3 rRNA genes are annotated in these 5,288 nt (G+C 57.8%); all 3 read left to right on the forward strand.

From position 1 onward, the window contains the following. The first annotated feature begins 86 nt into the window (after nt 1-86). The 3 genes from ACTMS2_RS29165 (at nt 87) to rrf (ending at nt 5,286) form a co-directional block, all read left to right on the forward strand. A 16S ribosomal RNA gene (locus tag ACTMS2_RS29165) occupies nt 87-1,601 on the forward strand. Nucleotides 1,602-1,977: 376 nt separating this feature from the next. Beyond that, nucleotides 1,978-5,086 (forward strand): 23S ribosomal RNA (locus ACTMS2_RS29170). A gap of 83 nt (nt 5,087-5,169) precedes the next feature. After that, nucleotides 5,170-5,286 (forward strand): 5S ribosomal RNA (rrf, locus tag ACTMS2_RS29175). The 16S, 23S and 5S rRNA genes sit together here, the layout of an rRNA operon. Nucleotides 5,287-5,288 lie beyond the last annotated feature (2 nt).

The following is a 5,288-nucleotide window of genomic DNA, read 5'->3' on the forward strand; positions in this document are numbered from 1 at the left end:
CCCTGGACTGGTCAGGCTTCGGTTTGGCTGGTCTTGGATTCCTTTGGCAACACTTTTTGTTGTCGGGACAGTTTTTCAACAAGTTTTTGTTGGAGAGTTTGATCCTGGCTCAGGACGAACGCTGGCGGCGTGCTTAACACATGCAAGTCGAGCGGAAAGGCCCTTCGGGGTACTCGAGCGGCGAACGGGTGAGTAACACGTGAGCAACCTGCCCTAGGCTTTGGGATAACCCCGGGAAACCGGGGCTAATACCGAATAGGACCTCTGACCGCATGGTTGGTGGTGGAAAGTTTTTCGGCCTGGGATGGGCTCGCGGCCTATCAGCTTGTTGGTGGGGTGATGGCCTACCAAGGCGACGACGGGTAGCCGGCCTGAGAGGGCGACCGGCCACACTGGGACTGAGACACGGCCCAGACTCCTACGGGAGGCAGCAGTGGGGAATATTGCACAATGGGCGGAAGCCTGATGCAGCGACGCCGCGTGAGGGATGACGGCCTTCGGGTTGTAAACCTCTTTCAGCAGGGACGAAGCGTAAGTGACGGTACCTGCAGAAGAAGCGCCGGCCAACTACGTGCCAGCAGCCGCGGTAAGACGTAGGGCGCGAGCGTTGTCCGGATTTATTGGGCGTAAAGAGCTCGTAGGCGGCTTGTCGCGTCGACTGTGAAAACCCGCAGCTCAACTGCGGGCCTGCAGTCGATACGGGCAGGCTAGAGTTCGGTAGGGGAGACTGGAATTCCTGGTGTAGCGGTGAAATGCGCAGATATCAGGAGGAACACCGGTGGCGAAGGCGGGTCTCTGGGCCGATACTGACGCTGAGGAGCGAAAGCGTGGGGAGCGAACAGGATTAGATACCCTGGTAGTCCACGCTGTAAACGTTGGGCGCTAGGTGTGGGGGGCCTCTCCGGTTCCCTGTGCCGCAGCTAACGCATTAAGCGCCCCGCCTGGGGAGTACGGCCGCAAGGCTAAAACTCAAAGGAATTGACGGGGGCCCGCACAAGCGGCGGAGCATGCGGATTAATTCGATGCAACGCGAAGAACCTTACCTGGGTTTGACATGGCCGCAAAACCTGCAGAGATGTGGGGTCCTTCGGGGGCGGTCACAGGTGGTGCATGGCTGTCGTCAGCTCGTGTCGTGAGATGTTGGGTTAAGTCCCGCAACGAGCGCAACCCTCGTTCGATGTTGCCAGCGCGTTATGGCGGGGACTCATCGAAGACTGCCGGGGTCAACTCGGAGGAAGGTGGGGATGACGTCAAGTCATCATGCCCCTTATGTCCAGGGCTTCACGCATGCTACAATGGCCGGTACAATGGGCTGCGATACCGTGAGGTGGAGCGAATCCCAAAAAGCCGGTCTCAGTTCGGATCGGGGTCTGCAACTCGACCCCGTGAAGTCGGAGTCGCTAGTAATCGCAGATCAGCAACGCTGCGGTGAATACGTTCCCGGGCCTTGTACACACCGCCCGTCACGTCACGAAAGTCGGCAACACCCGAAGCCGGTGGCCCAACCCTTGTGGAGGGAGCCGTCGAAGGTGGGGCTGGCGATTGGGACGAAGTCGTAACAAGGTAGCCGTACCGGAAGGTGCGGCTGGATCACCTCCTTTCTAAGGAGCACCTTCCGACGAAAGTCGGTAAGGAGCCCGCGGTCCGCGAATGTCGGGTCGGGGTGCTCAATGGCGGAGACACTGGCGAGTTTTCTCCTGGCAACGGTCGGGTTCTTCTAGTACGGCCATCTTTCGGGGTGGTGTGGAGGGGAGTCCTGATGCGGCTGGGAGGAGATGGATAGCACCCTGTTGGGTCCTGAAGGAACAACCGTTGGGTTGTTTTTTCGGAGCCATCGCTTCGCCTGTGGGTGGAGCTGGTTGCCAGGCATGGCCTGGTGTGGCATACCGCCGGCGGTTGTCGGGTTTGGTGTCGCACTGTTCGGGTTGTGGGTTGGTCGTTTGTTGAGAATTGCACAGTGGACGCGAGCATCTTTGTGGTCAAGTTGTCAAGGGCGAACGGTGAATGCCTTGGCACCAGGAGCCGATGAAGGACGTGGGAGGCCGCGATAGGCCTGGGGGAGCTGTCAACCAAGCTGTGATCCCAGGGTGTCCGAATGGGGAAACCTGGCTGGAGTCATGTCCAGTCACCTACACCTGAACACATAGGGTGTATGGGGGGAACGCGGGGAAGTGAAACATCTCAGTACCCGTAGGAAGAGAAAACAATTTAGTGATTCCGTGAGTAGTGGCGAGCGAAAGCGGATTGAGGCTAAACCGGCTGCGTGTGATACCTGTCAGGGGTTGCGTGGTCGGGGTTGTGGGACCCTGCTGAGCGAGCTGACACTCGTTCGAGAAGTTACAAAGTCAGTGGCTAGTCGAACAGTCTGGAATGGCTGACCGTAGACGGTGAGAGTCCGGTAGGTGAAAGTTGCTGACCTTCTGTGGGTGTTCCCGAGTAGCGGCGGACCCCTGAAATCTGCCGTGAATCTGCCAGGACCACCTGGTAAGCCTAAATACTTCCTGGTGACCGATAGCGGACGAGTACCGTGAGGGAATGGTGAAAAGTACCCCGGGAGGGGAGTGAAATAGTACCTGAAACCGTTCGCCTACAATCCGTCGGAGCCTTGCGGGGTGACGGCGTGCCTTTTGAAGAATGAGCCTGCGAGTTAGTGGCATGTGGCGAGGTTAACCCGTGTGGGGGAGCCGTAGCGAAAGCGAGTCTGAATAGGGCGATTCAGTCGCGTGTCCTAGACCCGAAGCGGAGTGATCTAGCCATGGGCAGGCTGAAGCGCGGGTAAGACCGCGTGGAGGGCCGAACCCACCAACGTTGAAAAGTTGGGGGATGACCTGTGGTTAGGGGTGAAAGGCCAATCAAACTCCGTGATAGCTGGTTCTCCCCGAAATGCATTTAGGTGCAGCGTCGCGTGTTTCTTGCCGGAGGTAGAGCACTGGATGGTCTAGGGGGCCCACAAGCTTACCGAAATCAGCCAAACTCCGAATGCCGGTAAGTGAGAGCGCGGCAGTGAGACTGCGGGGGATAAGCTTCGTAGTCGAGAGGGAAACAGCCCAGATCACCAGCTAAGGCCCCTAAGCGTGTGCTAAGTGGAAAAGGATGTGGGGTCGCATAGACAACCAGGAGGTTGGCTTAGAAGCAGCCACCCTTTAAAGAGTGCGTAATAGCTCACTGGTCAAGTGGTTCCGCGCCGACAATGTAGCGGGGCTCAAGCACACCGCCGAAGCTGTGGCATTCACATTTTAACCACGCAACGCCTTGATGTGTTGTGCAGGTGTGTGGATGGGTAGGGGAGCGTCGTGCCGGGGGTGAAGCAGCGGGGTGACCCAGTTGTGGACGCGGCACGAGTGAGAATGCAGGCATGAGTAGCGAAAGAAGGGTGAGAAACCCTTCCGCCGGATGACCAAGGGTTCCAGGGCCAGGCTAATCCGCCCTGGGTGAGTCGGGACCTAAGGCGAGGCCGAGAGGCGTAGTCGATGGACAACGGGTTGATATTCCCGTACCCGCGAAAGAGCGTCCCTGATGAACCTCGTTGTGCTAACCACCCGAACTTGGGGCGGTCTTCGGACCAAACTGGGGGAGCGTGGGAACCTGGCGGGTAGTAGTCAAGCGATGGGGTGACGCAGGAAGGTAGCTGAGCCCGGCCGGTGGTTGTGCCGGGGTAAGCGTGTAGGCCGTGTTGTAGGCAAATCCGCAACACATGAAGGCTGAGACGTGATGCCGAGCCGATTCAGGTGAAGTCAGTGATCCTATGCTGCCGAGAAAAGCCTCTAGCGAGTTCTTAGCGGCCCGTACCCCAAACCGACACAGGTGGTCAGGTAGAGAATACCGAGGCGATCGGGCGAACTGTGGTTAAGGAACTCGGCAAATTGCCCCCGTAACTTAGGGAGAAGGGGGGCCGGAGACGTGAAGCCCCGCGCGGGTGGAGCGTTGTATGGCCGCAGAGAGCAGGGGGAAGCGACTGTTTACTAAAAACACAGGTCCATGCGAAGAAGTAATTCGATGTATATGGACTGACGCCTGCCCGGTGCTGGAACGTTAAGGGGACCTGTTAGCTCTTCGGGGCGAAGCGGAGAACTTAAGCGCCAGTAAACGGCGGTGGTAACTATAACCATCCTAAGGTAGCGAAATTCCTTGTCGGGTAAGTTCCGACCTGCACGAATGGCGTAACGACTTCCCCACTGTCTCAACCACAGGCCCGGCGAAATTGCATTACGAGTAAAGATGCTCGTTACGCGCGGCAGGACGGAAAGACCCCGGGACCTTTACTATAGCTTGACATTGGTATCTGAGTTAGCTTGTGTAGGATAGGTGGGAGCCGGTGAAGTCCATACGCCAGTATGGGTGGAGGCAATCTTGAAATACCACTCTGGTTGATTTGGGTATCTAACTTCGGACCGTTATCCGGTTCAGGGACAGTGTCTGGTGGGTAGTTTAACTGGGGCGGTTGCCTCCTAAAGGGTAACGGAGGCGCCCAAAGGTTCCCTCAGCCTGGTTGGCAATCAGGTGTTGAGTGCAAGTACACAAGGGAGCTTGACTGTGAGACTGACAGGTCGAGCAGGGACGAAAGTCGGGACTAGTGATCCGGCACTTGCGAGTGGAAGCGGTGTCGCTCAACGGATAAAAGGTACCCCGGGGATAACAGGCTGATCTTCCCCAAGAGTCCATATCGACGGGATGGTTTGGCACCTCGATGTCGGCTCGTCGCATCCTGGGGCTGTAGCAGGTCCCAAGGGTTGGGCTGTTCGCCCATTAAAGCGGTACGCGAGCTGGGTTTAGAACGTCGTGAGACAGTTCGGTCCCTATCCGCCGTGCGCGTAGGATACTTGAGAAGGGCTGTCCCTAGTACGAGAGGACCGGGACGGACGAACCTCTGGTGTGCCAGTTGTCCCGCCAGGGGCACGGCTGGTTAGCTACGTTCGGAAGGGATAACCGCTGAAAGCATCTAAGCGGGAAGCTCGCTTCAAGATGAGGTATCCCACCCACTTTGTGGGGTAAGGCCCCCAGCTAGACGACTGGGTTGATAGGCCGGAAATGTAAGCCCGGTAACGGGTTCAGTTGACCGGTACTAATAGGCCGAGGACTTGACTACTAAGCTGCTACGCGTCCACTGTGCAACTCTCGATAAACGAACAACAGACCACGTGGTGGTGTTGTTTGATATGTCGATAGAGTTACGGCGGTCATGGCGGAGGGGAAACGCCCGGTTACATTCCGAACCCGGAAGCTAAGCCCTCCAGCGCCGATGGTACTGCACTCGGGAGGGTGTGGGAGAGTAGGACACCGCCGGACAA

The sequence above is a fragment of the Micromonospora sp. SD12 genome (assembly GCF_052068495.1).
Lineage (GTDB): Bacteria > Actinomycetota > Actinomycetes > Mycobacteriales > Micromonosporaceae > Micromonospora > Micromonospora echinofusca.